Annotated in this window: 34 protein-coding genes; 7 read left to right on the forward strand and 27 right to left on the reverse strand. The window is 66.5% G+C overall.

Features of this window, described 5'->3' with window-relative positions:
- Nucleotides 1-85 precede the first annotated feature (85 nt).
- Nucleotides 86-931: a sulfurtransferase gene (locus P5703_RS14335; protein WP_234493454.1), complete on the forward strand. Its 846-nt coding sequence runs from the start codon at nucleotides 86-88 to the stop codon at nucleotides 929-931.
- A gap of 196 nt (nucleotides 932-1,127) precedes the next feature.
- Entirely contained in the window at nucleotides 1,128-2,429 is a 1,302-nt protein-coding gene (locus P5703_RS14340; protein WP_285587600.1) for an OmpP1/FadL family transporter, read from the forward strand.
- A 46-nt stretch (nucleotides 2,430-2,475) separates the two neighbouring features.
- Here P5703_RS14340 and P5703_RS14345 read toward each other — a convergent pair whose 3' ends face one another.
- From P5703_RS14345 to P5703_RS14400, 12 genes are all read right to left on the reverse strand, one after another.
- Entirely contained in the window at nucleotides 2,476-3,024 is a 549-nt protein-coding gene (locus tag P5703_RS14345; RefSeq protein WP_279641257.1) for a glutathione peroxidase, read from the reverse strand.
- A 186-nt stretch (nucleotides 3,025-3,210) separates the two neighbouring features.
- The gene (locus P5703_RS14350; protein ID WP_011912536.1) at nucleotides 3,211-3,753 is read right to left on the reverse strand and encodes a flavodoxin; all 543 of its coding nucleotides are present in this window, start codon (nucleotides 3,751-3,753) and stop codon (nucleotides 3,211-3,213) included.
- A gap of 199 nt (nucleotides 3,754-3,952) precedes the next feature.
- A complete protein-coding gene (clpX, locus tag P5703_RS14355) occupies nucleotides 3,953-5,269 on the reverse strand; it encodes an ATP-dependent Clp protease ATP-binding subunit ClpX (RefSeq protein WP_011912535.1) in 1,317 nt (438 codons plus the stop codon).
- The gene (nifM, locus tag P5703_RS14360; protein WP_234493455.1) at nucleotides 5,266-6,141 is read right to left on the reverse strand and encodes a nitrogen fixation protein NifM; all 876 of its coding nucleotides are present in this window, start codon (nucleotides 6,139-6,141) and stop codon (nucleotides 5,266-5,268) included. Before nifM ends, clpX begins: the two co-directional genes overlap by 4 nt.
- On the reverse strand, nucleotides 6,131-6,601 hold the full coding sequence (locus tag P5703_RS14365) for a nitrogen fixation protein NifZ (protein WP_234493456.1): 471 nt from the start codon (nucleotides 6,599-6,601) through the stop codon (nucleotides 6,131-6,133). The genes nifM and P5703_RS14365 overlap by 11 nt, the downstream gene beginning before the upstream one ends.
- A 19-nt stretch (nucleotides 6,602-6,620) precedes the next feature.
- Nucleotides 6,621-6,968, reverse strand: coding sequence for a nitrogenase-stabilizing/protective protein NifW (nifW, locus tag P5703_RS14370; protein ID WP_014596183.1), 348 nt, complete (start codon nucleotides 6,966-6,968; stop codon nucleotides 6,621-6,623).
- Entirely contained in the window at nucleotides 6,965-7,504 is a 540-nt protein-coding gene (locus P5703_RS14375; RefSeq protein WP_011912531.1) for a hypothetical protein, read from the reverse strand. The genes nifW and P5703_RS14375 overlap by 4 nt, the downstream gene beginning before the upstream one ends.
- A 12-nt stretch (nucleotides 7,505-7,516) precedes the next feature.
- Entirely contained in the window at nucleotides 7,517-8,260 is a 744-nt protein-coding gene (gene cysE / locus P5703_RS14380) for a serine O-acetyltransferase (protein WP_011912530.1), read from the reverse strand.
- Complete coding sequence (gene nifV / locus P5703_RS14385; RefSeq protein ID WP_011912529.1) at nucleotides 8,257-9,402, reverse strand: homocitrate synthase; 1,146 nt, start codon at nucleotides 9,400-9,402, stop codon at nucleotides 8,257-8,259. The genes cysE and nifV overlap by 4 nt, the downstream gene beginning before the upstream one ends.
- Nucleotides 9,403-9,442: 40 nt before the next feature.
- On the reverse strand, nucleotides 9,443-10,651 hold the full coding sequence (gene nifS / locus P5703_RS14390) for a cysteine desulfurase NifS (protein ID WP_014596182.1): 1,209 nt from the start codon (nucleotides 10,649-10,651) through the stop codon (nucleotides 9,443-9,445).
- Between the two features lies 1 nt (nucleotide 10,652).
- A complete protein-coding gene (gene nifU, locus P5703_RS14395; RefSeq protein WP_014596181.1) occupies nucleotides 10,653-11,603 on the reverse strand; it encodes a Fe-S cluster assembly protein NifU in 951 nt (316 codons plus the stop codon).
- A 61-nt stretch (nucleotides 11,604-11,664) separates the two neighbouring features.
- Nucleotides 11,665-11,988 (reverse strand): iron-sulfur cluster assembly accessory protein, encoded by a 324-nt coding sequence (locus P5703_RS14400; protein WP_014596180.1) that lies wholly within the window; start codon nucleotides 11,986-11,988, stop codon nucleotides 11,665-11,667.
- Nucleotides 11,989-12,375: 387 nt separating this feature from the next.
- Between P5703_RS14400 and P5703_RS14405 the strand changes: the two genes are divergently transcribed.
- The 5 genes from P5703_RS14405 to P5703_RS14425 all read left to right on the forward strand — a co-directional run bounded on the left by P5703_RS14405 (nucleotide 12,376) and on the right by P5703_RS14425 (nucleotide 16,124).
- Complete coding sequence (locus P5703_RS14405) at nucleotides 12,376-13,182, forward strand: TOBE domain-containing protein (RefSeq protein ID WP_014596179.1); 807 nt, start codon at nucleotides 12,376-12,378, stop codon at nucleotides 13,180-13,182.
- Nucleotides 13,183-13,193: 11 nt separating this feature from the next.
- Nucleotides 13,194-13,946, forward strand: coding sequence for a molybdate ABC transporter substrate-binding protein (gene modA, locus P5703_RS14410; protein ID WP_014596178.1), 753 nt, complete (start codon nucleotides 13,194-13,196; stop codon nucleotides 13,944-13,946).
- Between the two features lie 6 nt (nucleotides 13,947-13,952).
- Complete coding sequence (gene modB, locus P5703_RS14415) at nucleotides 13,953-14,633, forward strand: molybdate ABC transporter permease subunit (protein WP_014596177.1); 681 nt, start codon at nucleotides 13,953-13,955, stop codon at nucleotides 14,631-14,633.
- Nucleotides 14,634-14,645: 12 nt separating this feature from the next.
- Nucleotides 14,646-15,743: a molybdenum ABC transporter ATP-binding protein gene (gene modC, locus P5703_RS14420; protein WP_014596176.1), complete on the forward strand. Its 1,098-nt coding sequence runs from the start codon at nucleotides 14,646-14,648 to the stop codon at nucleotides 15,741-15,743.
- 162 nt (nucleotides 15,744-15,905) lie between these two features.
- Entirely contained in the window at nucleotides 15,906-16,124 is a 219-nt protein-coding gene (locus P5703_RS14425) for a Nif11-like leader peptide family natural product precursor (protein WP_014596175.1), read from the forward strand.
- A gap of 88 nt (nucleotides 16,125-16,212) precedes the next feature.
- Here the strand turns inward: P5703_RS14425 and P5703_RS14430 are convergent, their stop codons facing one another.
- The 15 genes from P5703_RS14430 to nifT all read right to left on the reverse strand — a co-directional run bounded on the left by P5703_RS14430 (nucleotide 16,213) and on the right by nifT (nucleotide 25,360).
- Complete coding sequence (locus P5703_RS14430; protein WP_232102515.1) at nucleotides 16,213-16,635, reverse strand: hypothetical protein; 423 nt, start codon at nucleotides 16,633-16,635, stop codon at nucleotides 16,213-16,215.
- Nucleotides 16,632-17,381 carry a DUF364 domain-containing protein gene (locus tag P5703_RS14435; RefSeq protein ID WP_014596173.1) on the reverse strand — a complete coding sequence of 250 codons (750 nt, stop codon included), beginning with the start codon at nucleotides 17,379-17,381 and terminating at the stop codon, nucleotides 16,632-16,634. The genes P5703_RS14430 and P5703_RS14435 overlap by 4 nt, the downstream gene beginning before the upstream one ends.
- Nucleotides 17,374-17,748: a hypothetical protein gene (locus P5703_RS14440; RefSeq protein WP_095460939.1), complete on the reverse strand. Its 375-nt coding sequence runs from the start codon at nucleotides 17,746-17,748 to the stop codon at nucleotides 17,374-17,376. Before P5703_RS14440 ends, P5703_RS14435 begins: the two co-directional genes overlap by 8 nt.
- Nucleotides 17,748-18,245 (reverse strand): tetratricopeptide repeat protein, encoded by a 498-nt coding sequence (locus P5703_RS14445; RefSeq protein WP_014596171.1) that lies wholly within the window; start codon nucleotides 18,243-18,245, stop codon nucleotides 17,748-17,750. Before P5703_RS14445 ends, P5703_RS14440 begins: the two co-directional genes overlap by 1 nt.
- A gap of 3 nt (nucleotides 18,246-18,248) precedes the next feature.
- Nucleotides 18,249-18,569: a 2Fe-2S ferredoxin gene (locus tag P5703_RS14450; RefSeq protein ID WP_014596170.1), complete on the reverse strand. Its 321-nt coding sequence runs from the start codon at nucleotides 18,567-18,569 to the stop codon at nucleotides 18,249-18,251.
- 12 nt (nucleotides 18,570-18,581) lie between these two features.
- Nucleotides 18,582-18,878, reverse strand: a complete 297-nt coding sequence (gene fdxB / locus P5703_RS14455) for a ferredoxin III, nif-specific (RefSeq protein WP_014596169.1) — start codon at nucleotides 18,876-18,878, stop codon at nucleotides 18,582-18,584.
- Nucleotides 18,879-18,960: 82 nt separating this feature from the next.
- A complete protein-coding gene (locus P5703_RS14460) occupies nucleotides 18,961-19,170 on the reverse strand; it encodes a CCE_0567 family metalloprotein (protein WP_014596168.1) in 210 nt (69 codons plus the stop codon).
- Between the two features lie 14 nt (nucleotides 19,171-19,184).
- Nucleotides 19,185-19,664 (reverse strand): NifX-associated nitrogen fixation protein, encoded by a 480-nt coding sequence (locus tag P5703_RS14465; protein ID WP_279641258.1) that lies wholly within the window; start codon nucleotides 19,662-19,664, stop codon nucleotides 19,185-19,187.
- 28 nt (nucleotides 19,665-19,692) lie between these two features.
- Nucleotides 19,693-20,172: a NifB/NifX family molybdenum-iron cluster-binding protein gene (locus tag P5703_RS14470; protein ID WP_011912512.1), complete on the reverse strand. Its 480-nt coding sequence runs from the start codon at nucleotides 20,170-20,172 to the stop codon at nucleotides 19,693-19,695.
- Nucleotides 20,173-20,175: 3 nt separating this feature from the next.
- Nucleotides 20,176-21,552, reverse strand: a complete 1,377-nt coding sequence (gene nifN, locus P5703_RS14475; RefSeq protein WP_279641259.1) for a nitrogenase iron-molybdenum cofactor biosynthesis protein NifN — start codon at nucleotides 21,550-21,552, stop codon at nucleotides 20,176-20,178.
- Nucleotides 21,553-21,562: 10 nt separating this feature from the next.
- On the reverse strand, nucleotides 21,563-22,981 hold the full coding sequence (gene nifE / locus P5703_RS14480) for a nitrogenase iron-molybdenum cofactor biosynthesis protein NifE (protein WP_042921686.1): 1,419 nt from the start codon (nucleotides 22,979-22,981) through the stop codon (nucleotides 21,563-21,565).
- Between the two features lie 412 nt (nucleotides 22,982-23,393).
- Entirely contained in the window at nucleotides 23,394-24,125 is a 732-nt protein-coding gene (locus P5703_RS14485) for a 4Fe4S-binding leucine-rich repeat protein (RefSeq protein ID WP_279641261.1), read from the reverse strand.
- Nucleotides 24,126-24,134: 9 nt separating this feature from the next.
- Complete coding sequence (locus P5703_RS14490) at nucleotides 24,135-24,404, reverse strand: DUF6129 family protein (protein WP_042921681.1); 270 nt, start codon at nucleotides 24,402-24,404, stop codon at nucleotides 24,135-24,137.
- Entirely contained in the window at nucleotides 24,401-25,135 is a 735-nt protein-coding gene (locus tag P5703_RS14495; protein WP_279641262.1) for a dinitrogenase iron-molybdenum cofactor N-terminal domain-containing protein, read from the reverse strand. Before P5703_RS14495 ends, P5703_RS14490 begins: the two co-directional genes overlap by 4 nt.
- A gap of 3 nt (nucleotides 25,136-25,138) precedes the next feature.
- Complete coding sequence (gene nifT / locus P5703_RS14500) at nucleotides 25,139-25,360, reverse strand: putative nitrogen fixation protein NifT (protein WP_003297996.1); 222 nt, start codon at nucleotides 25,358-25,360, stop codon at nucleotides 25,139-25,141.
- Nucleotides 25,361-25,405: the final 45 nt, after the last annotated feature.

Consider the following 25,405-nt stretch of genomic DNA (forward strand, 5'->3'; position numbering starts at 1 on the left):
TATATATCGAGCATCCGACCGGCCGGGCATTCATGGCCGGCGCGCACGCTGGTAGTGTTTAGCGATGTTTTCCCGGAGGCGTACGATGCCACTTGCACAACTCATCACAGCCGAGCAACTGGCCCGGCGCCTGGACGATCCCGCGCTGCGCATTCTCGATTGCCGCTTCGCCCTGGAAGATTCCACCTACGGCGAGCGCAGCTACCGCCAAGGCCATGTTCCCGGCGCCAGGTTCGCCGACCTGGAAAAGGACCTATCTGGCCCGGTCACCCCTGGTGTCACCGGCCGGCACCCACTGCCGGATCCGGAGCGGCTGGCAGCGCGCTTTCGCCAATGGGGCCTCGATGACGACAGCGACGTGGTGCTGTACGACGACGGCCCCGGTGCCTTTGCCGCACGGGCATGGTGGCTGCTGCTCTGGCTCGGTAAACGCGACGGCATCTACCTTCTCGATGGCGGCCTCAAGGCGTGGCGCGAAGCCGGTCTACCGATGGACGAAGCGATCCCCGATAGTGAGCCAGGCACCTTCAGCGGGCGCGCCGACAGCAGCCTGATCATCGATGCCTCCGCGCTTCAGGAGCGCCTCGACGATCCGCAACTGGCGCTGCTCGACGCCCGCGCGCTGCCCCGCTTTCTCGGCGAAGTCGAACCCATCGATCCGATCGCCGGGCATATCCCCAATGCCACTTGCGTTCCGTTCGCCGAGAATCTCGGCGGCGACGGCCGGTTTCTCCCGGTCGAACAGCTGCGCAGGCGCTTCGAACCGCTGCTGGGCAACAAGCCACCCCAGCGCACCGTCGCCTACTGTGGCTCCGGCGTGACCGCCTGCCACAACCTGTTTGCCCTGTGTCTGGCTGGCTATCCGCTGGTGACGCTCTTTCCCGGCTCCTGGAGCGAGTGGATCACCGACACCCGGCGGCCTCGCGCCTGAGTCCGACCACCACGCGGCGCCAGCAGGCGCGGCGTGGCTGACGAGTCACAATACGCCTCTGCAGTTTTGCCGAAGTTACATTTGTTTTCACAACCGTTAGTCGCCATCTTTACGAAAAATTGCAATTCATTGTCTTGCTACCTGTCCGAGAAAGTTGCTAGGTTCCGACCCGCTTTTATCCCGGAGTAGTACAACAATGAAAACAACATGGTTGAAGACCGCACTCGCGGTAGCCGTAGGCGCCTTGTCCAGCCAGGCAATGGCAGCCGGTTTCGCCCTCAACGAGCAAAGCATCAGCGGCATGGGCACCTCCTTCGCAGGCCGCTCATCTTCCGCCGACGACGCCACCACCCTCTTCGGCAACCCGGCCGGCATGTCCCGCCTCAAGCGTGAAGAAGTCAGCTTCGGCATGGCAGCGATCCATGCGAAGACGAAGATCAAGAACGCTTCCGCTGCGACTCCGCAAATAGACGCTCTCGGCGGTGCGCGCCTGCCGCTGAATGGCAGCAACGACGGCGATATGGTCCCGTTTACTGCCGTGCCGATGGGTTACTACGTCAAGCCAATCGATGAAAAGTGGGCCGTCGGGGTCGGCCTTTATGTGCCGTTCGGCATGATCACCGACTACGAGAACGGCTTCCAGGGCCGCTACCACGGTGATTACAGCGAAGTACGCGTAGTAACCGTGCAACCAACGGTTAGCTATCGCTTCAATGAGCAGCTATCGATTGGCTTCGGTCCGACGATCAACCGCATCGACGGCCAACTTGAGAGCGCAGCGCTTAACCGTACCTCGCCAGGCACTGCCGATGGCCGTGTCAAGGTAAAGGGCGACGACACGGCGCTTGGATTCAACGCTGGCGTGCTTTACGAATTTTCCCCGCAGACCCGCGCCGGGATTACTTACCATTCGAAAGTCAAATACACACTCGAAGGTGATACCAAGCTGTCAGGCGCTGGTTTTGCAGGCGCCACCGGCAAGTACGATGCGTCTCTTGACCTCGATACCCCTGAGTCGGTGGACGTATCGTTGACTCATGAGCTCAACGATCAGTGGACTCTTTACGCTGGCGCCATGTGGACGCGCTGGAGCCGCTTCGAAGCCATCATCATCGAAAACGAAGGCATCCCAGCACCGCTTCAGGGCAGTCTCGCACCTATTGTCGAAGATCAAGACTGGCGTGACACTTGGTCTTATGCGCTCGGCGCCGCCTACAAGCTGAACCGCGAATGGACCCTCCGTACCGGTCTAGCATTCGATCAGAGCCCCACCAATAACGTCGATCGTTCGCCTCGTATTCCAACTGGTGACCGTACCGCAGTGAGCTTCGGCTTGGGCTGGAACCCAACGGACGACATCACCGTTGACCTTGCCTATTCCTATCTGTGGGAAGAAGACACCAAAGTTCGTCGGAACAGTCAGACCCGCGGCACCTACTATGCGGACTATGAGAACAGCGCCCACGGTTTCGGTGCCTCGCTCAGCTACCGCTTCTGATCCAAGCGCTACAAAAAAGCCCCGGTTCTCCGGGGCTTTTTCGTTTCTACCTCGCCAGCGCCTTTTCCACCGCCGCGATCAAGCGGGGATCATCCGGCTTTACCTTGCTGGAAAAATGCGCGACGACGCGCCCCTGCCGATCGACCACGTACTTGTAGAAGTTCCAGCGCGGCGCCTGTCCGGCCTGCTCCGCGAGTTCGCGGAACAGCGGCGTGGCGTCACGCCCGCGCACTGCCTGGGTCTGGGTCATGGTGAAGGTCACGCCGTAGTTCACGTAGCACACCTCGGCTGTCTCGGCTTCATCGTCCGACTCCTGGAAGAAGTCGTCCGATGGCACGCCCAGCACCTCCAAGCCGTCGCCCTTGTAGCGCTGATAGAGCGCCTCGAGGCCCTTGAATTGCGGGGTGAAACCGCAGTGGCTGGCAGTATTGACCACAACCAACGCCTTGCCCTGGAAGGTCTGGCACAGATCGACGCTGTCCTTGGAGCGCAGCTTCGGCATCTCGTGCTGCAGCACGGCCGGACATTCGCTGGCCGCCGCCGGCATTACCGGCAAGGCGAGCGCAGACAGGGCAATGAGCGTGAGAAGCTTCATGGCGAATCTCCTTCCTCGGTTCGCGATCACGCTACTCCGCCCACGGCCGCCGGGCAACGGTTCGCACAGATCGCCGCCGAGCTGCGCTTCGGAGCGCGTTGGGCTTCGATGCTGCGCGTATCAACCCAACCTACGGATTACGAGGCGTAGGTCGGGGCCGGGCGTGCAGCGAAGCTCAACGCATGGTCACAGCGGCAGTTCGAAGGCCGGAGCGATCTGTCGCAACCAGGCGCCCAGCCGCTCCTCGGTGAGGTTGCTCTGGTTGTCCAAGTCCAGCGCCAGCCCGACGAACTTGCCGTCCACCACCGCTTCGGAGTGGGTGAATTCGTAGCCCGTGGTCGGCCACTCGCCGACCATGGTGGCGCCGCGCTCGCTGAAGAATTCGTGCAGTTCGCCCATCGCATCGAGAAACTCGTCGGCGTAGCCGACCTGATCGCCGAGGCCGAAGATGGCCACGGTCTTGCCGGTGAAATCCAGCCCCTCGATCTGCGGCAGGAATTCCTCCCAGCTTTCGTTCTCGCAATCGGCGCTCAGCCCCGGCAGCAAGCCCTCGCCCAGGGTCGGCGTGCCGAGGATCAGGTGCGAATAGCCGGCGAAGTCTGCGGCGCTCGTGCGGTTGACGTTGAGCGGATCAGCCAGGGTGTCGTCGTCGAAGCGCTTCTTGATCATCTTGGCGACCTTGCGCGTCTTGCCCGTGTTGCTGCCGAAGAAAAGTCCGATCCTGGCCATCACGCCACCTCATTGCTGTTTGGATGAATGAAACACCGCGGGCCCACATACCCACTCGGCAAAAGACTCATAGCAGGAAACACGCCAGCCGCTGGATTCTTATAAGCCAATGAAAACAAAGCCTTTTCATGAACATTACCTGTCGCAAACCACACAAACCGGCCGCCGACAGCGGCATGCCGCTGTCGGCAATGCGACACTAGCCATCCACCACCAGCAGGGAACGCTGCCAGGACGCCGCGGCCGCCCGGCTGTCGGCAGGTTGCGCTTCGGCATACTCGTCGAACTGCCTGAGCACCACCAGTTCGCGGCCCTCCTCGTCGAGGTCGAGCAGGCAACTGCGCAGCTGCGGCTGCGCCGGCATCTCGAACATGGTGCGCTGCAGCGCGCTCTCCATGACCGCGCGCAGCCCGCGCGCGCCGGTGCGGCGCAGCAGCGCCTGGTCGGCTATGTGGCCGAGCGCCGCCTCGCTGAACTCCAGCTTCACGCCCTGGTAGGCGAACAGTTGCTGGTACTGCTTGACCAGCGCATTGCGCGGTTCGCTGAGGATGCGCAGCAGCGTCGCGTGGTCCAACTCGCGGAGGAAGGTGATGATCGGGAAGCGACCGATGAACTCGGGGATCAGCCCGAACTCATGGAGGTCGTCCGGCAGCAGCGCCGCCAGCAGCTCGTTGATCGACGGTGCCTGCTGCTGCGGCCGCGCATGGAAGCCGATCGCGCTGCCACGCGGATGCACACGGCTGCCGACCAGGGTTTCCAGGCCCGGAAAGGCGCCACCGGCGATGAACAGGATGTTGCGGGTGTCCACCACCTGCTCCTCGCCGTGTTCGCCACGCCGGCCCCCCTTGCCGATGCGCACCTCGCTACCCTCGACCAGCTTGAGCAGCGCCTGCTGCACGCCTTCGCCGGAGATGTCGCGCACCGCCGTGCCGCCCCCGCCACGCCGTGCCAGCTTGTCCACCTCGTCGATATAGACGATGCCCCATTGCGCCTTCTGCACATCGCCACCGGCGGCTTCCAGCAGGCGGGCTATGATGCTGTCAACGTCGTCGCCGACGTAGCCGGCCTGGGTCAGGGTGGTGGCATCGGCGGAGGCGAAGGGCACGCCGAGGATGCGCGCCAGGGTGCGCACCAGCAGGGTCTTGCCGGTGCCCGAAGGGCCGGCCATGAGGATGTTGGACTTCTCCAGCTCGACCGTGCCGCCCAGTTGGCAGACCGGCTCGCGGGTGCAGTTGAGCAGGCGCAGGTAGTGGTTGTAGACCGCCACCGCCAGGGTTTCCTTGGCCTCGTCCTGGCCGATCACCGACTCGTCCAGATGCTGCATGTAGGCCGCCGGCGTGAGCAGTTGCGGCGCCAGTTGCTGGGCCTGGCGCCGCTGCCCCCAGCTGGTCACCACCTGATGGGCCAGCTTGACGCAGGCCTCGCAGATCCGGCCTTCGTTACCCGCGATCAAGGGTACCGTCGGTGATTTTTCCGCGCCGCAGAACGAACAGCAGGGCTTGTCGGTATCAGTCATGGCAGCGACTCCGGTGAGGTTGGGGCGGACTGCAGCAAACCGGCCAGCCATGCGCGCTGGTGCCGCTCGTATTGACGGGCGCGGAGCTTCTCGCGCAGGTGCGGCAAGACCTCCTGCAGCGACAAATGGCCCGCCGGATGGATCTCCTCGCAGAACAGCAGGTGAAAGCCCAGTGGCGTCTCCACCACCGGGCCGATCTCGCCTGCGCGCAAGGCGAACAGGCAGGCTTCCAGCTGCGGATAGAGCACGCCGGGGCGTATCAGGCCGAGGCTTCCGCCCTCCATCGCCGAAGGGCACTCGGAATGCTTGAGCGCCTGCTCGGCGAAGCGCTGCGGCTTGCGCAGCAGGCGCTCGGCGATCAGGTTGATGCGGCGCCAAGCGCTGGTCCGGCTGTTTTCCGGGAAATCCTCGTTGACGGTAATCAGGATCTGTCGCGCCAGTCGCGTGGCGGGCCGCACGAAGCGCTCCGGATGATTGAAGTAGTACAGGCTGACCTCTGTATCGGTGATTTCCGGCAGCCCGGCGCAGACACGCTGCAGCACCGTTTCGACCTTGAGTTCGCGGGCCAGCAGCTGGCGCAGGCCGGCTTCGTCCAGACCACTGTCGTCTAGCGCCTTGTGCAGCGCGAGCGGGTCCTCGTAGCGGGCGGCGATCTCGGCCCAGGCATCGGCGACCTGCTCGTCCGGGATCACCACACCGCAGGCCTCGGCGCTGTGCAGCACGGCGTTCTCCAGCTGCAGCTGGCGACCGACGATGCGCTCGGCCTGTTCACGCTGTTGCGAACTGAGGGCGGCCGGGGCACAGCCGAAACGCTCGTGGGCGACCTTCAGCAGCTGGTAGCGGGCGCCGCCGGCGACCGGATCAATGCTCATGCTCGCCTCCCGCCCGCGCATCGGCCCAGGCCAGGCTCGTCTCGGGCACCTGCAGCACCCGGCCGTCGCCGAAATACACGTGGTACTGAATGCCGCCGGGCAGGTCACGCAGCACCTTCTCGATGCTGCCGGTACAGCCCTGCCGCACTACCACTTCGCCGCGTACGGCAAGGCTGCGGGTGGCGATCACCTGGTCGCGGAATTCGAACAGGTTGGGTATCCAGGGGTCCGACGCGGGAATCAGTTCCTCCTCGCGGCAGCCCACCGTGCAGCCCTGATCGAGGAAATGCACGCGGTAGATCAGCTGATCCTGCAGGTAGGTGCCGACGTCGTAGACGCAACCCACCGCGCCGCGGCGCATCAGCAGGGCGCCGGTGTCCTTGCCGGGGTAGGTGCCGTCGTTGCGTACGTTGCGGATCAGCCTGACGGCCTGGCCATATTCGTAGAGCGGCAGACTCATGGCGCTCACCTCCCGCGGGTCAGCCCAGCAGTTGATCGATGGGCACGAAGGTCGTCTGCGGCTCGTGCATGTGGAAGACCTTGAAGACCTTTTCGGTCTGCGCATCGGAGGCGACGAAATCCTCGTAGGCACGTATCAGCAGCTTGCGATACACCGCGTACCGCACGGCATCCTGCAGGTGCTCGATATCGCCGGCCTGACACAGGTAGTCGTGATAGCGCTGCATGATGTGCAGGCGGTTGACCTGCACCACCGACGGCACGAAGGGCACGCCGAAGAAGTTCAGGAAATCCTCGGCGGATACCAGCTCTTCCAGCGCCTCGTCCAGGGGCCCGTCCAGGTTCGGTTCGGCGGCTTGTTCGCTCATGGGCGTGTCTCCACGGTGGCAGCAGGGGGAAAGGTGAAAATGGCGGCGCTGTTGGCCGCCAGAACATCGAGCAGCAGGCGCGCGCCGAGGCGGTTGTCCGCATCGAGCTCGGCGACCTTGCTCAGCATCGCCTTGCCCTCGCCGAACAGGCCCAGGCGCAGGCTCAGGTAACCGGCGCCCTTGAGCGCCAGCAGATGAAAACGCAGCAGGCCGATGGCGCCGGGCGCCACGCGTGCCAGGCAGTCGGTATCGAGCGCACGCCAGTCACAGGGCAGCCCCAGGCGCGGCGCGACCACCTGCAGGACCTGCGCGGCGATGGCCAGGGCATCGGCATGACGATGCTGGTAGAAGTAGAAGCGATAGAGCCCGACCAGCACGCTGAGATCGCCCGGCGCCAGCGCCTGCGCCGCCAGCAGCGGCTGCTCCGCAGTGCCGGTGGCGTACTGCGCCGACGCCTCGTCCAGCAGCGCCGCGACGCGCGGCTGGCGCGGCTCGTCGAAATACAGGCCGGCGCCGTCGAAATTCTGCAGGTCCATGGGCGTGCTCCGTCAGCGCCCGGCCATGGCCGGACAATCGTTTTCACACAGGCTGTTGTCCGGCTGGCATTCCTGGTAGCGCCGCTGCTGGCTGCCGGCGGCGACCAGGCCGCCCTGCTCGACCTGCCTTTCTAGGTTGTCCAGGCGCTCCAGCAGACAGGCGATGGCCTTGCCCACCGGGTCGGGAATCAGGTAATGGTCGAGATCGATGCCATACACGTTGGGCCGGCCGGCCTCGCGCAGGCGCACCACCTTGCCGGGGATACCGACCACCGTGCACCCGTCCGGCACGTTCTGCACCACCACTGAGTTGGCGCCAACCCGGGCATTAGCACCGATGCTGATCGGCCCGAGGATCTTCGCCCCGGCGCCGACCAGCACGCCGTCGCCCAGGGTCGGGTGGCGCTTGCCCTTGCGCCAGCTGGTTCCGCCCAGGGTCACACCGTGATAGAGGGTGACGTCGTCGCCGATCTCGGCGGTTTCGCCGATCACCACCCCAGCGCCATGGTCAATGAAGAAGCGCGCACCGATGCGGGCGCCGGGGTGGATATCGACGTTGCTCAGCAGCCGTCCGGCGAAACTCAACAGACGCGCGGCATAGCGCCACTCGCGTCGCCACAGGCGATGCGCGAAGCGGTAGAGCATGATTGCGTGCACGCCCGGATAGGTGGTCAGCACCTCCAGCGTGGAGCGCGCCGCGGGGTCGCGCTGGAACACGCAACGGACGTCGTCGCGGCATTCTCGGTACAGGCTCATGCGGCACCTCCGGCCAGGGCCAGGCCCTGTTCGCACAGCTGCTGGTAGAAACCCTGCAGGTCGGCGCTCTGAGGACTGCGCTTGGTCTGCGTGGAAAAACGGCGGATGCAGCCGAGCAGCGCGCGGCTCTGCCACTGCTGCAGCTCGATACCCAGCTCGCGGTAGCTCAGCTCAACCATGTGCGCGCCGGAATGCTTGCCCAGCACCAGGCTGTGGCTGCGCCCGAGCTCGTCGGGGTTGAGCCCCTCGTAGTTGCGCCGGTGCTTGAGCAGCCCGTCGACATGGATACCCGCCTCGTGGGTGAACACCCCGGCGCCGACCACGCTCTTCTGCCAGGCCACCTGGCGCCCGGAGGCCTGCTCCACCAGCGCCGAGATCGAGGGAATGCCGCGCACGTCGATACCGCAGTCGATGCCGTGGAGGTGCTTGAGCGCCAGCGCGCATTCCTCCAGCGCGGCATTACCGGCGCGCTCGCCGAGGCCGTTGACCGTGGTGTTGATATGCGTGGCACCTCCGCGCACGGCTGCCAGGGTGTTGGCTGTGGCCAGGCCGAAGTCGTCGTGGGCGTGCACTTCCAGCTCCAGATCCAGGCGCTCGGCGAGAAAGCGGAAGCGCGCGTGCATCGCGAATGGCTCCATTACTCCCACCGTATCGGCGAAGCGCAGCCGTCGCGCACCGGCGGCCTGGGCGACTTCCGCCACGCGGACGATGAACTCCGGATCGGCGCGCGAGGCGTCCTCGCAGCCCAGGCACACCTCCAGGCCGGCGTCGCGCGCAGCGCCCACCAGTCGCGCGGCCTCGCGCAACGCCCAGTCGCGGTCGCGGCCAAGCTTGTGCTGCAGCATCAGGTCCGAGACCGGTAGCGACAGGTCGACCATGCCGACGCCGGTGCCGCCGGCGGCCAGCAGGTCAGCGTCGCACAACCGGCACCAGGCCAGAAGCCGCACCGGCAGGGCCAGCCCGGCGATGGCGCGCATCACCTCGCACTCCTCCTCGCCCATGCTGGGAATGCCGATCTCCAGCTCCGGCACGCCGAGCTGTGCCAGAGCACGGGCGATGGCGAGCTTCTCCTCGGCGCTGAAGGCGACCCCGGCGCTCTGTTCGCCGTCACGCAGGGTGGTGTCGTCGATCACGATAGACATGCTGAACCTCCTCGGCGATGGGGCCGCGGTCAAGCGGCGGTCAGGCGTAGACCGGTTCGAACGAGTCGCCCACTGCCTCGGCCGGGCCGTTGCCACTCCAGTAGGGCGACAGCTTGCGCAACTGGGCGATGATCGGCGGCACCTCGCGGATCACGTAGTCGATCTGCTCCTCGGTGGTGTAGCGCGACAGCGAGAAGCGCACGCTGCCGTGGGCCGCCGTATAGGGAATGTCCATCGCACGCATAACGTGGGACGGCTCAAGCGACCCAGAGGTGCATGCCGAACCGCTGGAGGCGGCGATGCCGACCTTGTTCAGCAGCAGCAGGATGGCCTCGCCCTCGATGTATTCGAAGGCGATGTTGGCGGTGTTCGGCAGGCGATTGCCCGGATCGCCGGTGACGAAGGCGTAGGGCACGGCGGCGAGAATGCCGGCCTCGAGCTTGTCGCGCAGGCGGCGGACCTCGGTGTTCTCGTGTTCCATGAAGGCCAGCGCGCGCTCGGCGGCGACCCCCAGGCCGATGATCGAGGCCGCGTTCTCGGTGCCGGCGCGGCGCCCGCGCTCCTGGTGGCCACCGCGCAGCAACGGCCGGAAGCGCGTGCCGCGGCGCAGGTAGAGCACCCCGACGCCCTTGGGCGCATGCAGCTTGTGGCCGGACAGCGAGAGCATGTGGATGGCGCTGCCCTTGAGGTTCATCGGCACCTTGCCGACCGCCTGCACCGCATCGCTATGGAACATGACCCCGGCGTCGTCGGCCATCTGCGCCATCTGCTCCACCGGGAACAGCGTGCCGGTCTCGTTGTTGGCCCACATCACCGAGACGATGGCCACGTCATCGTCGAGCAGCGCGGCATATTCGTCCAGATTCAGGCGGCCCTTCTTGTCCACCTTGAGCTTGTGCACGGTGTAGCCGTCCTCGGCCAGGTAGTCGCACAGGCTGAGGATCGCCGGGTGCTCGACCACCGTGGTGATGATCGTCTTGCGCTCGGGCTGGGCCTTGAGCGCCGAGAGGATCGCGGTGGAATCGGCCTCGGTGCCGCAGGAGGTGAACACGATTTCCGAGTCGTACTCGGCACCGAGCAGCCGCTGCACGCTCTGCCGCGCCTTCTTCAGCGCCATGCCGACCTGGTTACCGAAGCTGTGCATCGACGAAGGGTTGCCGAACTGCTCGGTGAAGAACGGCAGCATGGCCTGCACCACTTCGTCATCGACACGGGTGGTCGCGTTGTTGTCGAGATAGATGCCGCTCATCTCACACCTCCGCCATCGCGCTGTGGGCCGGGGAGCTGACCGGGACCACCTTGACGAACTCGCCGAGCTCCTCGATCAGCCGCTGCTGGATGCCGGACAGCGTCATGCTGGCCATCTGGCAGCCGGTGCAGGCGCCGGTCAGCTTGACGTAAATGTTCTTGCCCTCGACATCCAGCAACTCGACGTCGCCGTGGTCGCGCTGCAGGGTCGGGCGGATCGATTCGAGCACGCGTTCGACGCGGCGGATGCGCTGCAGGGTGGTCAGGCGCGGCGCGGTGGGCGCCGCCTGCGGAGCCACCGGCGGGGTTTCCAGGGTCACCAGCGGCGCCTTGGCCTTCTTCGCTGCCTTGGCGCCGGTACCGGCCGGAACGAAGATCTCGCCGCGCGCGGCCAGCTCTTCGACCAGCAACCGCTCGATGCCTTCATGGCAGGACGAGCAACCGCCGCCGGCCTTGGTGTAGTTGGTCACGTCCTCGACGCTGGAGAGCCGGTTGGCACGGATGGTCTCGCGCACCATCACCTCGTCGATGGCGAAGCACTTGCACACTAGCGCGCCTTCCTCGTGGTCGTCCTCGAGGGTTTCGCCGCGGTAGTTGGCCACCGCTGCCTGCAAGGCCTCGCGACCCATCACCGAGCAGTGCATCTTCTCCGGCGGCAGGCCGTCGAGGAAGTCGGCGATGTCCTGGTTGCTGATCTTCAGCGCCTCGTCGACGGTCAGCCCCTTGACCATCTCGGTCAGCGCCGAGCTCGATGCGATCGCCGAGCCGCAGCCGAAGGTCTGGAAGCCGGCGTCGAGAATCACGTCGGTGTCCGGATCGACCTTCAGCGACAGCCGCAGGGCATCGCCGCAGCTCAGCGAGCCGACGTCACCGACGGCATTGGCCTCGGCCACGGCGCCGGCGTTCTTCGGGTTGTAGAAGTGTTCTTTGACCTTTTCCGAATAATCCCACATGACGGCTGATCTCCCGGTGAATGCTGGGTGGCCGGTCGTGGCCGGCCGCCTCGAATGGCGCTTAGCAGGCGAAGGACTTGCCGCAGCTACAACCGCTGCGGGCGTTCGGGTTGACGAAGGTGAAGCCGCTGCCTTCCATGCTGTCGACGAAGTCCATGGTCACACCGTCGAGCAGCGGTGCGCTGGCGTCGTCGATCAGCACGGTGAAGGCGCCGCAGTCGACCTGCTGGTCCCCGTCGAGGCCTTGCTCTTCCAGCTTCAGGCTGTACTTCAGCCCCGCACAGCCGCCGCCCTCGACGCGGATGCGCAAGCCGGCGGTGGGTTTGTCGGCGTTGCTGATGAAGCGGTTAATCGCACTCTTGGCGCTTTCAGTCAGGGTAATCATCGGCATGTCTCCTCGGCTGTGGCGGCGATCTGGCCACCCGGCACAGGTACTTCTGCAACGCCCATGCCCAGCCTTGCCAAGCTGAAAAACAATTATTTTTCAAATACATATAGATTCATCGCGCGGCCTTTCCGCTGTCGCGAACGGTACGCATGGGGCGCAATGTCGGCTTTGCGACACACCAGGCTGCAGTTCTCGGGCTGGCCGGAATACCTCTGTAGCGCTATATACAAAACGATATAGCGATTCACACAATGTCATCTTCCAGACAGCTCACGGGGCGCCCATAAAAGCATTAACCTTTTGATTTCAATGGATTTATTTTAGAAAACAGGACTGGATGCATTCTTGCCTGCTCCGCCCAGAGCGGGAGCCCGAGGAAACGACATGAACGAAGCGGACCTACCCCTGCGCATCGACGGCCAGCTCTGGTTCAACCGGGGCGAGAAAGGCTATCTGGGCGGCAAGCGCATCGACCTGCTGGAGCAGATCGAGGCCACCGGTTCCATCAGCCGCGCTGCCAAGGCCATCAAGCTGAGCTACAAGGCCGCCTGGGATGCAGTAGATGCCATGAACAACCTGTCCGAGCGGCCGTTGGTGATCTGCTCTGCCGGCGGCGCTCAGGGCGGCGGCACGCGCCTGACCGACTTCGGCCGCGAGATGCTCCACGTATGGCGCCGCATGCAGGCCGAATACGAGCGCTTTCTCGCCCGGGTCGCCGAGGGCATCGAAGGCTTCGACGACATCGACCGGCTACTGAGGGCCATCGCCATGAAGACCAGCGCACGCAATCAATTCCGCGGCCGCATCACCGCAGTCGACAAGGGTGCCGTCAATGGCAGCGTGCGCCTGGATATCGGCGCAGGCCTGTGCATCAGCGCCACGCTGACCAACGACAGCATCGACGAACTGCAGTTGGCGCCCGGCAATACCGCCATGGCGCTGATCAAGGCCAGCTTCGTGCTGCTCTCGCCCGATCCTGACGTGAGGATCAGCGCCCGCAATCGCCTCACCGGCACCATCAGCGCGCTGATGCCGGGCGCGGTGAACTGCGAGGTAAAGCTGCTGCTGCCGGGCAACCGAACCCTAAGCGCCGTGATCACCAACGAGAGCGCCGAAGAGCTCGGCCTGGCCCTGGGCCAGCCCTGCACCGCGCTGATCAAGGCATCCCACGTCATCATCGCCGTCGATTGAAAGGAGTCGCCATGCATCCTGTCCGCCGTTTCTGCGCCGCCCTGCTGCTCTGCCTGCCACTAACCGCCATCGCCGACGACGTGCAGGTGGCCGTGGCGGCCAACTTCACCGCGCCAATGCAGAAAATCGCCGCCGCCTTCGCCCGCGACACCGGCCACCGCGCCGTGCTGGCCTTCGGCGCCACCGGCAAGTTCTACGCGCAAATCAACAATGGCGCGCCCTTCGACATCCTGCTGGCGGCCGACGACAGCACACCGGCACGACTCGAGGACGAGGGTTCCGGCGTCTCCGGTAGCCGCTTCACCTATGCCATCGGCAGCCTGGTGCTGTGGTCGGCGCGCGAGGGTTATGTCGATCCGCAGGGGCGCATCCTCGCCGACGGCGACTTCCGTCACCTGGCCCTGGCCAATCCCAAAACCGCCCCCTACGGCGCCGCGGCACTGGAAACCTTAGACCGCCTGGGCCTGCGCGAACGGCTGCAGCCACGCTTCGTGCAGGGCGAGAACATTGCCCAGGCCCACCAGTTCGTCGCCAGCGGCAATGCCGAGCTGGGCTTCGTCGCGCTGTCCCAGGTGACCGAGGACGGCCGCATCGCCCGCGGCTCGGCCTGGGTGGTGCCGGCCGACCAGCACGCGGCGATCCGCCAGGACGCCCTGCTGCTTCGCCATGGCGAGGGCAACCCGGCGGCACAGGCGCTGCTCGACTACCTCAGGGGCGATACCGCCGCCGCGCTGATTCGCGCCTACGGCTATGAGCTGGACTGAACCGCGATGATGCTCGACAGCGTCGATTTCGCAGCGATCTGGCTGACCTTCAAGCTGGCCAGCCTCACCACCGCACTGCTGTTGCTGATCGGCACGCCGCTGGCATGGTGGCTGGCGCGTACTCATTCGCCGCTCAAGGGGCCGGTCGGCGCAGTGGTGGCACTGCCACTGGTGTTGCCGCCGACCGTGCTGGGCTTCTATCTGCTCACCGCCATGGGCCCTAACGGCCTGGTTGGCCAGCTGACCCAGAGCCTCGGCCTCGGTCTGCTGCCCTTTACCTTCGCCGGTCTGGTGGTGGGCTCGGTGCTTTACTCCATGCCCTTCGTCGTGCAACCCCTGCAGAACGCCTTCGAAGCCATCGGTGAGCGTCCGCTGGAAGTAGCCGCCACCCTGCGCGCCAGTCCCTGGGACACCTTTTTCAGCGTGGTGCTGCCGCTGGCGCGGCCGGGCTTCGTCACCGCCTCGATCCTCGGCTTCGCCCATACCGTCGGCGAGTTCGGCGTGGTGTTGATGATCGGCGGCAACATCCCCGGTGTCACCCGCACGGTCTCGGTACAGATCTTCGACCACGTCGAGGCCATGGAGTATACCCAGGCCCACTGGTTGGCCGGTGGCATGCTGGCGTTCTCCTTCTGCGTGCTGCTGGTGCTGTACTCCAGCCGCCGTTTCAAGCCTGGCCTCAATTGAAGGGATTCGTGCATGAACGACTCACCAACCGCCGGGCAGATCCACGCCCGCTTCCGCCTGGCCTGGCCCGGCTTCGAACTGGACGTCGACCTCGCCCTGCCTGGCCGCGGCGTGACGGCGCTGTTCGGCCATTCGGGCTCGGGCAAGACCACCTGCCTGCGCTGCGTCGCCGGCCTGGAGCGCGCCGGCGAGGCGTACCTGGAAGTCAACGGCGAACGCTGGCAGGACAGTGCGAGCGGGCTGTTCGTCCCGACGCACGAGCGCGCCCTGGGTTATGTGTTCCAGGAAGCCAGCCTGTTCCCACACCTCACGGCACGGCGCAACCTGGAATACGGCCTGCGCCGGGTCAAGACCGACCAGCGCCGGGTGGACTGGGACCATGTGGTGAAACTGCTCGGCATCGAGCACCTGCTGGAGCGCCTGCCGGGTACGCTGTCCGGGGGTGAGCGCCAGCGCGTCGGCATCGCCCGCGCGCTGCTCACCAGCCCGCGCCTGCTGCTGATGGACGAACCGCTGGCGGCGCTGGACCTCAGGCGCAAGAACGAAATCCTGCCCTACCTGGAACGCCTGCACGACGAACTCGACATTCCGGTGCTCTACGTCAGCCATTCGCCGGACGAAGTGGCGCGGCTGGCCGATCACGTGGTGTTGCTCGACCAGGGCCGGGCGGTAGCCGCCGGCGGCCTGCGCGAAACCCTTGCACGACTGGACCTGCCCACCGCCCTCGGCGAGGACGCCGGCGTGGTGGTCGAATCCCACGTGGCCGAACACGACGACGCCTACCACCTGACCCGCCTGACCTTCCCTGGCGGCGAGGTGCTGGTGGCGCAGCGGTCGGAAGCGCTCGGCCAGCGCCTGCGCTTTCGCGTGCATGCCCGCGACGTCAGCCTGGCGCTGACCCGTGCCGAGGGCAGCAGCATCACCAATCTGCTGCCGGCGCGAGTCGAAGCGCTGGCCGCGGCAGATACCCCGGCCCACGTACTGGTGCGCCTGGATGCCGGCGGCACGCCGCTGCTGGCGCGCATCACTCGCCGCTCGGCCGACCAGTTGGGCATTGCTCCCGGGCTGCCGCTGTGGGCCCAGATCAAGGCCGTGGCCCTGCTGGGTTGAGCCCGGCTGTTGTCCGATTGTCGCCAATACGACAATCGGCGGCTCGTCAAAACCTCATAAACCATTGATATTCAATGGAATGATCTCAGGCATCGATGTTGCTATGGCATGCCTCGCCAGCCGTTCGGCGCTGGTTCCAGTCATCGCAACAGAGAGAACCCTATGTCCATCAAGGAAATCCAAGCCTTCTCGAACCAAGCCCTGAACGACCCGGCGCTCGGCGAAAAACTCAGAGCCTGTGAAAAGGTCCGCGACGTGATCGCCCTCGGCAAGGAACACGGCTACAGCATCATCGAGGACCTGCTCTATCCGCCGAACGAGCCACAGTTCAGCGAAGCCCAGCTGTCGCCGAAGATGGCCAAGGCGCTGCTGCGCGCCTGATATGCCGAGGTAGCCGAAAGCCCGGCGTCCCGCTGGGCTTCTCCGCTTCGTGCCCCGGCCAGCAGTCCCTCATCCACGCGTGTGCGCTTCACCCGATCTGCACCTCATAGGCCCGCCTGAGCAGTTCGCGGTCCAGCCAGGGCATACCGATGCTCTGCGTCGGTTCGATCCAGTGGGTTCCGATGGCCGCCCGGCACCGATCGTGCCCGTCCAGTGCGGCGAGGAATACCGGCAGAACCTCGCCCGACACTTCGGGGCCGACCCGGTAATCGGCCACCAGCTCCAGCGGTTTCTCGATCCCCAGTTCGCGCTGCAGGCTGCGCAGAGCGCCCGCAGGATGGACCAGCAGATCGCCCAGCATCGGCGGTTCAGCGAATACCGCGAGGGCCGGAAGGGGCTGCGGCAAGACCACCCCGCCGCGCTGCGGCACGAGGAAATGCAGGCGCGCGCTGACCGGGTGCTTGTGACAGATCAGCATCCGCCAGCCCGGCCGGCCGTGAGACCCCATCATTTCCCGAGCGTCATCAAGGCATACTCCACCGGCCCGGCGAACAGCCGCGTGCCGCCGCCTTCGGCCACTACCCGCCGCACCCCGGCGGGGTCGGCCACGCGAACCCCGGCCAGGTAATCCACGCCGAAGCGCCGCCAACCGTCCAGCCAGGGCAGGCTCGGCCCCATCAGCACCACTTGTGCCTGGCGCGACAGCTCGAGCAGGCGCGGCAAGGTCTTGTTGGCGATGCTGCTGGCGCTGACGAACACCCAGTCGGCCTCGGGCAGCAGGTACTCGACGGCGCAATCGGGCAGGTCGCCCTCCTGCTGCTGGCGCTCCAGGCACTGGTAGGGCTGGTCCTGCCAGAGCCGTTCGAGGCCGGGATAATGGCCGATCACCACGACCCGCTGGCCCGCCAGCCGTGAACGGAAATGTGCGAACACCTGCAGATGCCCCGGTGCCTGCGTGCGCAGTGCCTGCGCCTCGCGCTGGCAACCCGCCGCCGTGTTCACGCTGGCGTTGAGCACAGCCAGGCCGACCGCGGCTTCGGCGCTGTTCCATGACTGCAGCCAGGGCAGCAGCGCGGCGTTGCCCTGTCCGGCAAGCGTGCCCGACCAGCCGAGCGTGCGCGGCACCTGGCGCGGGCTGAAGGCGAAGCCCTGGTCGCCGTCGACTTCGGCCAGCGTCCAGTTCAACCCCAGGCACAGATGTTCGACAGTCCGCGCCTGCGCGGCGCTGGCCAGCAGCCAGTCATAGAGCTCATTCATGATCGAGCGCCGGCAGCAGGCGCAACTCGCTTTTCAGCGCCCCCGGCCCCCCCCAGGCGGCGACGGCCTCCACCATCCAGGCCGGCTTGTGCGGATGCGCCAGCAGCACGTCGAACTCGGCGTAGACCTGACCGTCACCGTTGATCTGCATGCTGCCGAGCAAATCGCCCTGGGCGCTGCGCCATTCGCTGTAGAAGCATTCGCTGCGATCGAACGGATCGACCCGCACTTCGCTGCGCGACGGTTCACGCTCGTCGGGCAGCTGCAGGCGGATGGCCGAACGCTGCAGGCAATCCTGCAGCGCACGCTGGATTTCGCCGAACAGCGGCCGCGCCGCCTGCAGGCGTGCTTCGAACGATGGCGCCATCAGTTTTCCTCCTCGAAGGCGCGGGCGATCTGCAGGAACGCCTCGCCGCCGATCTCGTTGCCCGGATCGAGCTGCAGCAGCTTCTCCAGCACCCGCCGCGCGTTGTCCACCTTGCCACGGCGCAGGCGGATCACGCCCAGCGCCTTGAGGCTGAACAGATACAGCCGCTCGGCACCGCGGCGCGTCTGCCAATCGGCGCTGGCAGGGTGCAGGCGCCGGTAGTTGCGGCTGAAGCCGGCACAGGCCGCGGCCCGCCGCAGGGCTTCCCATACGGCGGCTTCGGCCTCCGCGTAGCGGGCCTGGAGAATGTAGAACTTGTACAGGCCGACATGTGCGTCCGGCTCCTCGCGCCAGCGCTGCCGGGCCTCCAGTAGCAGGGCTTCGACCGCCGCCGGATGCTCGAGGCCGCGCGCACTGTTCAGCAGGTAGCGCAGCCCGGTCGGTGTGCGGTCGGAAAAGAACGCCCGTTCGGGCTCCAGCAACAGCACCTCACCCATGCCTCACCAGAGCTCCGCGGGGGTGAGCTTGTCGGTGAAGGGCTCGCCTTCGAGCAGATGCGTGAGGATGCCGTCGGCGTCCGCCGGCTCCACCCAGCTGTACATCAATGCGCCCGGGTAGATCAGCACATTGGCGCCGGCCTGGCAGGGCCCCAGGCAGCCGGTGCCGGTCAAGGCGATGCGGCCGATCAGATTGCGCCGGATCAGGGCCTGGGAGAAGGCGTCGAACAGGGCTTCGCCGCCCTTCGCCGCGCAACTGCCGCGCGGGTGCCCCTCGGCGCGGCGCTGCAGGCAGAGGAAGATGTGGTAGTCGGGTCTTGGCATGTCAGCAGCTCCTCAACCGGCCAGCGCCTGATGGGTATGGCATTGTTTCGGGCAGACCGCCGCACAGGCCTTGCAGCCGATGCAGTCGAGGCCGTCGGCGATGGCCATGATCATTATCTCGTCGTCCTCGTCGTAGAGGTCGTCGTCTTCGTCCACCATGCCGGAGCGCTCCACCAGCTCGAACACGTCGCGCGGGCACACCTTGTAGCAACGCCCGCAACCGATGCACCTCTGCGCATCGACGGCGGTGACGAACTGCGGCACCCATTCGGCGCCACCGCGCGTACGCCCGGTTATCACTGCTTCCATCTGTCATCTCCTGCGCGCCAATGGCATGGCGGCGGCCTACGGTTAGGGATACGGCGGGCTCGGGCCCGCTCTGTATTGGCGGTCAGGCGTTGCCGGCAGCTTCCAGCCGGGCGTTGGCCTCGACCCAGTCGAGGCAGGCCTGGTGTGCCTGCGTCGCCAGTTCCGGCAATTGCCGGTAATCGATCAGCAGCCGGTCCTCGACCAGGTCGTGGATCTGCGACGCCCATTCGGTGGCGATGCGCTTCTTCTGGCTGACTTCCTTCTTCAACGCCTTGAGTTCCTCTTCGGTCATCGGCTCGCCTCCTCTTACAACTCGGCGACCGCACGGTGCTCGGCGACCAGCGCGCTCGCCTTGCCCAGCAGTTTCTGCGCGTCGAGCGACAGTGCCTCGAGCGACTCGAAGCCGAAGCGGTGGACGTCGCGCAGGGTCTTGTCCAGCGCCACCAGCTTGCCGACCAGGATCAGCGCGCGGCCGAAACCCTCGTGGGTGATGTTGATCACCGGCACCGCGAGCAGCCCGGTCTCGCGCTCGATCATCTGCGCCAGGGCGTTGTAGAAGGCCTTGACCCGCGACAGGGTGACCTCGTCCGGATCGCCGACGATGGGGATCGCCCGGCGCCGCTCGCGGGTCAGCACCAGCGGGTCGAGCACCCGCGCGTCGCTCCAGGTGTCGTAGGTGCCGTAGCTGTCCATGGCGCGCAGTTGCACCACCATCTGCTTGATCACCGGGTCCTGCAGGGCCGGGTCGTCGTCGCGAACGACCGCCTGCTGTTCTTCTGCATACATAACGCTGTCCTCGATTGCGGGTGTCGGGCTATTCGTCCCAGGCCTCGCCGGCCATGGCCTCGAAACGTTGCTGGTCCGGCGTGCCACGGGTACGCCGGATCGCCTTGGCCAGCCAGGCCGAAGGGCCTTCGCGCAGCTCGGCCTGCAGCGTTTCGATCAGTTCGGCGATGCCCTCGGCCTCGCTGACCTTGACCGGCTGTACACCGATCGCCAGCAGCTGGCGTACCGCCGAGGCGCCGCAGGCGCGGCAGTACACCGCGATGCAGCCATCGAGCAGTTCCAGCTTGGCCGCCAGCTTGTCCTCGTTGCCGTCCTGGTCGAGCTCGCCGAATTCCACCACCGATTGCAGCTCGGCCCGCTCGGGGTCGATGCCGTAGAACACGAACGACCGCGACGAGCCGAAATGCTGGTCGACCGTGCGCCGATCGGACGAGGCGAAGGCCACCTTGAGCAGCGTGCCGTCGTTCTCGCCGTCGAGTACCTGCAGTTGTCGGATGGGGCTGGCCATGGCTCAGTGGCTCCATTGCGAATGGTCGGAGGCGGGCTTCTGCGCATAGATCGAGCGATACGGCGCGATACCCCGATGGTGTTCGGTAAGCAGGTTGGCCAGGTCGAACAGCGCCTGCGCGCTGGCCCGGTAACCGCTCCAGCAGCGCTGGAAGCCGCCCAGCAGGTCGTACTGCGGAAAGCCCACGCGCAGCAGCGGAATGCCCAGGCGATCGGCGCTGGCCAGCGCGTGGCTGTTGCCGAGCAGCAGTTGGGCGCCACCGTCGCGGGCGGCCTGCTCCAGGTCCTCCAGGTCACCGACCTGGATGCGCGCCAGCGGCGCGTCGGCCAGCGCCGGCGCGCGCGCCGGCACCACCGCGGCCACCAGTTGCGCGCCCATGCCGCGCGCCAGGGTGGAGAAACCGAGCAGCAGGTCGGGGTCGGCGGCGATGCCCAGACGCGCGTCGCCGAGCATGAAATGGGTATCGAGCATGGCGTCCTGCAGTTGCCGGCGCTGGCGCTGCCAGCGCTCCGGCACCGGGTTGCCGCTGATCTCGCTCAGCGCCATCAACCAGGCATCCACCGCCTCCAGGCCCAGCAGCAGGCCGAAACGCCGGTCCGGTACGCCGCTGCGGGCGGCCAGCGCATCGGCGGCGGCGGTCAGGCTCTGGCCGATCACCAGGGTGGCGGCGCTCTGCCCGGCACTGGCCAACTCGTCGAGGGTCAGCCCGCCGGTGGTCAGCGGGTTGAAGGCCGCCTCGTCGAGATGGCCGTCCAGCGAGCCGGACAGGTCGGGGATCAGCAACGGCCGCAGGCCGAAGCTCTCGATGCTCTCGGCGACGAATTCCAGGTCGCCGGGTGTCAGGCTGGCGCTGCACAGCACGTTGACCTGGCGCGGCCGCTGGCCGACCTGGTCACGGCGCTCGGGCACCAGCGCCTCGATCATCGCCTTGAGCGCGGCGGCGAAACCGCTCTCGAAGCAACCGCTGAAGTCCGGGCTGTTCACCGACACCACGGCCACGTCGCCGTACTCGGGATATTCGCGGCGGAACTGATGCACGGCGCTGTGCAGGTCGCAGCCCTGGGTCTCCGCCAGCGCGGTGCTGAGCAGGCCGATCACCGCTGGATGCTGCTTGTCGCAAATGGTGCGCAGCGCCTCGACCACGTTCTCGTCGGCGCCCATCACCGAGCTGACCTGATCCATCGCCGTGGTCTGCAACGGCACCGGCTCGCGGAAGTGCCGGACGAAGAACACCTTGGCGAACGCCGTGCAGCCCTGCGAACCGTGCAGCAACGGCATGCTGCGCGCCAGGCCGAGGAAGGCCAGCGCGGCACCCATGGTCTGGCTGGCCTTCAGCGGGCTGACCGCCAGCGCCTTGTTGCGGTTGATGATCTGTGCCATCGCGACCTCCTCAGGCGTTCGCCAGCGTGCGGGGTTGTGCCTCGGCCGACGCGGGCCGCTCCCACGGCGCCGGCTGGCGCACCGCCGGCCACACCGGGCTCTCGAGGGTCAGGCACAGCTGGCGCACCAGTTCCCGCATGCCGTCGTAGCCGGCATAGCCGAATTCGCGTTCCTGGTTGATGTCGAGGAAGGGGATGCGCCCCTTGAGCGCGGTGTACATGTTGCGACCGCCGGCGATGAGGATGTCGGCGCGGTATTCCTCCACCGTGCGCAACAACGCGCGCGGGTTGCCCTCGTCGAGCATCTTGACGTCGTCGCCCATCAGCTCGCGGATGCGCGCCTTGTCCTCCTCGGTGGATTTCTTGGTGCCGGTGGCGACCACCTTCATGCCCAGGTCCTGCAGCGCGGAGATCACCGACCAGGACTTGACCCCGCCGGTGTAGAGCAGCACGCGCTTGCCGGCCAGGCGTTCGCGCCAGGGCTCCAGCGCCGCGCGAATCCTCGCTTCCTCGCGCGCGATCAGCGCTTCGGTGCGCGCGGCGAGGTCGTCGTCGCCGATCAGCCGGGCGAAGTCGCGCAGCGCCTGCGAGGTGTCGGTGATGCCGTAGAAGCTGCCCTCGAACCAGGGCGTGCCGAAGCGCTCCTGCAGCTTGCGCGCGACATTGAGCATGGCCTTGGAGCAGACCATCATGTTCACCTCGGCGCGGTGCATGGTCTGCACCTCGCGAAAACGCGCATCGCCCGACAGCGTGCAGAGCACGCGCAGGCCCAGCTCGTCGAGCAGCGGCAGCACGTGCCAGAACTCGCCGGCGATGTTGTATTCGCCGATCAGGTTGACGTCGTGCACGCGGATGCCGGCGCGCTCGCTGCCGGCCGGCAGCGGGTCGGGCTCGCGGGTGCCGATCACGTGCTTGACCATGGCATCGCCGGCGATGCGGTTGCCGAGGTTCTTGGTACCGTAGAAACCGGCGCCGTCCACCGGCACCACCGGGGTGGCGAAATGCTCGCTGGCGGCCTTGCACACGGCGTCGAGGTCGTCGCCGATCAGCGCCGGCACGCAGGTGTTGTAGACGAACACCGCCGGCGGCGCGTAGCTCTCCACCGCCTGGCGGATGGCGTGGAACAGGCGCTTCTCGGCGCGCCCCATGATCACGTCCTGCTCGGAGAGATCGGTGGTCATGCCGATGCGGTACAACTGCGGGCCGCTGGAGCGGGTGCCGCGGTTGTCCCAGGAACTGCCGGCGCAGGCGATGGGCCCATGGACGATGTGCGCCACATCGGCGATCGGCAGCAGCGCGATCTGCGCGCCGTCGAAGGCGCAGCCGCCATCGGTGGCGCCCGGCGCCGGCTTGGCGCAGCCGGACTTCTCCTTCTTGTTGTGCGTGCAGGCGGGCTCGTCGAGCAGCTCGGCAATGTCCTTGGCTTTCATCGCACCCTCCGGTCGTCGTGGTTATGCGCAACGAGGTGAGTGCAATGCCTGTACCAAAAATTAACTCATTGATTTATATGATTTTCATTGAAATAAAATTGTCGCAAACGTGCCCAGATGTCGGGTTCGCAACAAAGGATTCGGCGAGTGGCCCCGTAGGCCGGGTCGGGCGGTACGGATCCGTAGGGTGGGCATTAGCCCACCAGCATCCTTCGCGATCGCTGGCTTGATTGGTGGGCTGAAGCGGAACGCCGCCCGGCCCACCCTAGGCGAAAAGCATCGCCCCGTGGTCGGGCTCACAAAGGCAGCAAGCAGCCTGCGGACCTGTGGGAGGCGCGCCCTCGCGGCGATGCAGGCCGGCAGGCCTACCAAAGCCTAAAAAGCATCATCTCGGATCGGGCGTCCACCCAACCTACCCCAACCGTTGCGCGATCGCAGCCTGGACTTCGGGATCGTCTTCGTTCAGCTCGCGCAGGGCCTCGAGCGGGGCGTTTTCCACGGCGGCCAGGCGTACCGTCCAGTCGGGGTCGTGGAGCATTTCCAGCACGTCCTGGCCATGCAGGCGCGCGGCAACCAGGCGGCGGACTTCCGGTTCGGGGTCGGTGACCATCAGTCCGAGGCTTTCCTCAGGCAGGCGCTGGGCGACGAACTTGCGCACCTGGCGGTCCTCGTCGCGGATGAAGCGGAACAGCCGCCCTGGGACGATGCGCTGGACCACGTAGGCGCGCACTAGGTAATCCGGGTCGGCTGCCATCCGTTCCAGCTGCTCGGCCGGCAGGCGGTCGGCGACGGTGATGCGTACTTCCCGATCCGGGTCACGCATGAGTTCGCCCAGGCGCTCGCGCGGCAGGCGGTGGGCGACGGCACGACGCACCGCCTCGTCGACGTCGTGGATCATCGACAGCAGCGCCTCCACCGGGGCGTAGCGCACGGCGATGGCGCGCCGCTCCCAGAACGGATCGGCCAGGTAGTGCACGGCCAGCTGCGGATTCTGCCGGAAGAAACGGTCGATCTGCCGGCCGCTGTGGATCGCCACGCAGCGGTCGCCCGGCGTGCAGCGGCCGCTGGGCAGCAGGTCGCCGCGAAAGCTGCAATCGCGGCAGTCCGCCAGGGGGGTGATGTCCTCGCTACCGTCGTTGTGCATGGGCGCTCTCTAATCGGCGATGACTTCGGCCAGGACGATGCCCGAGGCGGCGTCCAGGTCGTTGCTCAGCACCGAGCAGTGCTGGCTGGAGTTGACCAGATAGACGTTGAACCCCGGCCGCTCGGCAACCGGCTTGGCATTGACCACCACGTCGTCGTCCATGCAGCAGGTGAAGTGGATGCCAGGGTGCTCGCTGCGCAGCCTGGCGAGCAGCGCCTCGTCCAACGGAGCGTTCTCGGCCTGGCGGATGACCGCGTCGAGCTGGGTCTGGCTGATCATGGGGTGTCCTCTCTTTCAGACGTGGAAACGCGGGGGGCCGGCTCGCTGCCCATGGCCTTGGCCAGCCAGGGCGGCGGCGCGCTGGCCAGTACCTGTTGCAGTTCCTCGACGATCTCGCGGGCCGGGATCGGCCGCATGACCTTGACCGGGTGGGTGCCGACGCGAATCACCTTGGCCGCCGCCGGCCCGCCGATGCTCAGGGTGTAGAGCAGCTGGCAGTCGTGCAGCAGTTCGGCGCGGCGGGCATGGCGATCTTCGTGGGGCGCGACCGGCCCCGGCTCGCGCAGGTCGACCAGGCGGCTGGCGCTCGGCGAGATCTGGTAGACGAGAAAGCGCGCGCAGCTGCCGAAGCTGCCGTCCAGGCGCTCGCCGCCGTCGGAGGTGCAGGCGATGCGGATCGAATCCGGCAACTCGCCTTCGCGATAGGGCTCGATGGCCGGCAACGGTTCCTCGGGCATTCGCACGCCACGCCCCTTGAGCAGGCCGAGCGCACGCTGCAATTGCCGCTCGCTGAGCACCGGCGGTGGCCCGTCGACGCTGCTCAGCAGGCGGTTGCGCAGGCGGTTTAGGCGCAGCCTGGCCAGCCGCGCTTCGGTGATCGGCTCGCCGGTGACGCTGAGCAGGGTGCGCAGCAGTTGCCCGGTATCCACGCCGTTCAGCTCGCGCGCCGCCAGGGCGATGCGCAGGGCCAGGTGAGCCGGCAGCGGAGCCCGTCCGTTGCTGGGCGCCATCGTTCAGCCCTCGCCGGCCCGTTTGGCGCGCAGGGTGATCGGCAGTTTCGGCGGTGCCGAGAGGGGTTCGAGGTAGTAGCTGGAGCCATCGGCCAGGGCGACTTCGCCGCCCCAGCGCTCGGGGCTGTCGTGTTCCAGGCTGACGACGATTTCTTCCTGGTCCTTCTTGGCGATGTAGAAGGTCAGCTGGCCATTCTTGTTACGGCTGATCATGACACTGGGCATGGGAGGCTTCCTGAAAATAGGGCTGGCCGGCCGACGACCATTGCG

It is taken from the genome of Stutzerimonas sp. FeSN7 (genome assembly GCF_030263795.1).
GTDB lineage: Bacteria > Pseudomonadota > Gammaproteobacteria > Pseudomonadales > Pseudomonadaceae > Stutzerimonas > Stutzerimonas stutzeri.

Excerpts from the sequence above, each read along its gene's own strand:
- P5703_RS14405 (WP_014596179.1), top strand. The coding sequence starts at position 12,376 with ATGAACGAAGCGGACCTACCCCTGCGCATCGACGGCCAGCTCTGGTTC.
- P5703_RS14350 (WP_011912536.1), bottom strand. The coding sequence starts at position 3,753 with ATGGCCAGGATCGGACTTTTCTTCGGCAGCAACACGGGCAAGACGCGC.
- P5703_RS14425 (WP_014596175.1), top strand. The coding sequence starts at position 15,906 with ATGTCCATCAAGGAAATCCAAGCCTTCTCGAACCAAGCCCTGAACGAC.
- P5703_RS14400 (WP_014596180.1), bottom strand. The coding sequence starts at position 11,988 with ATGATTACCCTGACTGAAAGCGCCAAGAGTGCGATTAACCGCTTCATC.
- nifT (WP_003297996.1), bottom strand. The coding sequence starts at position 25,360 with ATGCCCAGTGTCATGATCAGCCGTAACAAGAATGGCCAGCTGACCTTC.
- P5703_RS14375 (WP_011912531.1), bottom strand. The coding sequence starts at position 7,504 with ATGGACCTGCAGAATTTCGACGGCGCCGGCCTGTATTTCGACGAGCCG.
- nifN (WP_279641259.1), bottom strand. The coding sequence starts at position 21,552 with ATGGCACAGATCATCAACCGCAACAAGGCGCTGGCGGTCAGCCCGCTG.
- modC (WP_014596176.1), top strand. The coding sequence starts at position 14,646 with ATGAACGACTCACCAACCGCCGGGCAGATCCACGCCCGCTTCCGCCTG.
- nifS (WP_014596182.1), bottom strand. The coding sequence starts at position 10,651 with ATGAGCGGCATCTATCTCGACAACAACGCGACCACCCGTGTCGATGAC.
- P5703_RS14440 (WP_095460939.1), bottom strand. The coding sequence starts at position 17,748 with ATGGCGCCATCGTTCGAAGCACGCCTGCAGGCGGCGCGGCCGCTGTTC.
- nifV (WP_011912529.1), bottom strand. The coding sequence starts at position 9,402 with ATGTCTATCGTGATCGACGACACCACCCTGCGTGACGGCGAACAGAGC.
- fdxB (WP_014596169.1), bottom strand. The coding sequence starts at position 18,878 with ATGGAAGCAGTGATAACCGGGCGTACGCGCGGTGGCGCCGAATGGGTG.
- modB (WP_014596177.1), top strand. The coding sequence starts at position 13,953 with ATGATGCTCGACAGCGTCGATTTCGCAGCGATCTGGCTGACCTTCAAG.
- P5703_RS14485 (WP_279641261.1), bottom strand. The coding sequence starts at position 24,125 with ATGCACAACGACGGTAGCGAGGACATCACCCCCCTGGCGGACTGCCGC.
- P5703_RS14460 (WP_014596168.1), bottom strand. The coding sequence starts at position 19,170 with ATGACCGAAGAGGAACTCAAGGCGTTGAAGAAGGAAGTCAGCCAGAAG.
- clpX (WP_011912535.1), bottom strand. The coding sequence starts at position 5,269 with ATGACTGATACCGACAAGCCCTGCTGTTCGTTCTGCGGCGCGGAAAAA.
- P5703_RS14495 (WP_279641262.1), bottom strand. The coding sequence starts at position 25,135 with ATGGCGCCCAGCAACGGACGGGCTCCGCTGCCGGCTCACCTGGCCCTG.
- P5703_RS14345 (WP_279641257.1), bottom strand. The coding sequence starts at position 3,024 with ATGAAGCTTCTCACGCTCATTGCCCTGTCTGCGCTCGCCTTGCCGGTA.
- P5703_RS14335 (WP_234493454.1), top strand. The coding sequence starts at position 86 with ATGCCACTTGCACAACTCATCACAGCCGAGCAACTGGCCCGGCGCCTG.
- nifE (WP_042921686.1), bottom strand. The coding sequence starts at position 22,981 with ATGAAAGCCAAGGACATTGCCGAGCTGCTCGACGAGCCCGCCTGCACG.
- P5703_RS14365 (WP_234493456.1), bottom strand. The coding sequence starts at position 6,601 with ATGAGTCTGCCGCTCTACGAATATGGCCAGGCCGTCAGGCTGATCCGC.
- nifW (WP_014596183.1), bottom strand. The coding sequence starts at position 6,968 with ATGAGCGAACAAGCCGCCGAACCGAACCTGGACGGGCCCCTGGACGAG.
- P5703_RS14340 (WP_285587600.1), top strand. The coding sequence starts at position 1,128 with ATGAAAACAACATGGTTGAAGACCGCACTCGCGGTAGCCGTAGGCGCC.
- cysE (WP_011912530.1), bottom strand. The coding sequence starts at position 8,260 with ATGAGCCTGTACCGAGAATGCCGCGACGACGTCCGTTGCGTGTTCCAG.
- P5703_RS14445 (WP_014596171.1), bottom strand. The coding sequence starts at position 18,245 with ATGGGTGAGGTGCTGTTGCTGGAGCCCGAACGGGCGTTCTTTTCCGAC.
- P5703_RS14465 (WP_279641258.1), bottom strand. The coding sequence starts at position 19,664 with ATGTATGCAGAAGAACAGCAGGCGGTCGTTCGCGACGACGACCCGGCC.
- modA (WP_014596178.1), top strand. The coding sequence starts at position 13,194 with ATGCATCCTGTCCGCCGTTTCTGCGCCGCCCTGCTGCTCTGCCTGCCA.
- nifU (WP_014596181.1), bottom strand. The coding sequence starts at position 11,603 with ATGTGGGATTATTCGGAAAAGGTCAAAGAACACTTCTACAACCCGAAG.
- P5703_RS14470 (WP_011912512.1), bottom strand. The coding sequence starts at position 20,172 with ATGGCCAGCCCCATCCGACAACTGCAGGTACTCGACGGCGAGAACGAC.
- P5703_RS14490 (WP_042921681.1), bottom strand. The coding sequence starts at position 24,404 with ATGATCAGCCAGACCCAGCTCGACGCGGTCATCCGCCAGGCCGAGAAC.
- P5703_RS14450 (WP_014596170.1), bottom strand. The coding sequence starts at position 18,569 with ATGCCAAGACCCGACTACCACATCTTCCTCTGCCTGCAGCGCCGCGCC.
- nifM (WP_234493455.1), bottom strand. The coding sequence starts at position 6,141 with ATGAGCATTGATCCGGTCGCCGGCGGCGCCCGCTACCAGCTGCTGAAG.
- P5703_RS14435 (WP_014596173.1), bottom strand. The coding sequence starts at position 17,381 with ATGAATGAGCTCTATGACTGGCTGCTGGCCAGCGCCGCGCAGGCGCGG.
- P5703_RS14430 (WP_232102515.1), bottom strand. The coding sequence starts at position 16,635 with ATGATGGGGTCTCACGGCCGGCCGGGCTGGCGGATGCTGATCTGTCAC.